Below are 1,133 nucleotides of genomic sequence, written 5' to 3'. Positions count from 1 at the left end.
TCGGGTAAGTTTTTTGCGGGTTTGCCGGTCAAATCAAAAAAGTTCAGCCGGTGCTCGGTTCTGCCCAGGAAATCCTGTGTGGTCTGAAGCTGGTAATAAAAGTCATCAGGTTGCTGGCCGTCATCGAGAAAATGCCCGGCCGGAACAAACTGTTCAATCGGCAGCCAGCGATAAGGTGTGCCGCGTTGCTCATCGTTATCGGGCTGTTGCACCACCTGAATCTCCCGCAGCCGGAACAATCGCATCGATCCCCCCAACGGCAATAGATAGCTGTGATCCCCGGTCTCCAGCAAAATGGACGGACTGCTTTGGTTTTCCAGATGAATGGCAGGCACGCAGCCCAACAAAAACGCCCCGTCGACATCATCCAGCGGCAATTCGCCCTTGAAACGAAAAATCAGTTCAAACATGCTATCTTCATTCAGCGGCACTTGTGCATGCTCATTGCTGATGTCCAACGTGACGAAGTTATAAAGTGCAGGCAGCGCATAATATTCCACCAACGGTTGCAGGCCGGAATAGGTACTCTTGGGCATCGGTAGCAACGGGTCATCAAACAGACTATGCCAGCCATAAGGAAACGCACTGAGTCTCCTCTGTTTACCTTGTACGTTCAGGCTGACGTCACAAATATGCTGATCCAGCCACAGACCAAGCTGGGCAGCGCGCTCCGTGTCGGTACCGAGGAAAAAGGTCAGCGCACCGCTTTGCCAGATCGAAGACGCTGAACCGGTCTGACACAGCGTCAGAATAATTTCGCTGTGAGTCCCCGTTTTCTTGACAACACGTTCCTGCACCATCAACGGTTCAATATGCAGGGGGCGGCAGGTTTTAAAGTCGAGCGACTGCCCGTTGAGGCTGGCAGACACCGACGTGCCGATCGGAATATCGGCGCTGCCCTGATGCTCGTCTTCGGTAGGCGTAAACTGCACTACGGTCATGGGCGGGATTGGACACAGGGCTAACGGCCAGATGCGCGCGAGAATACCGTGGGTGATTTCGGGAAATTCATCTTCCACTTTATCCCGTACATGGGATATCAGCAGGGCAAAAGCCTCAAAAACACGCGCAATCTCGGGATCATGGGATGAAACCAGAAAATCGGCCAGATGCGGTGACTCTTTCGCTATGCA

General features: G+C 53.1%; 1 protein-coding gene. It reads right to left on the bottom strand.

The features are described 5' to 3' along the window. Window positions 1-1,133, bottom strand: a 1,133-nt coding sequence (locus NXS07_RS20220; protein ID WP_258087537.1) for a type VI secretion system baseplate subunit TssF, incomplete at both ends; no start/stop codon positions are given.

The sequence above is a fragment of the Xenorhabdus bovienii genome (genome assembly GCF_024721015.1).
Classification (GTDB): Bacteria; Pseudomonadota; Gammaproteobacteria; order Enterobacterales; family Enterobacteriaceae; genus Xenorhabdus; species Xenorhabdus bovienii.
This window is presented reverse-complemented; position numbering and strand designations above follow the sequence as displayed.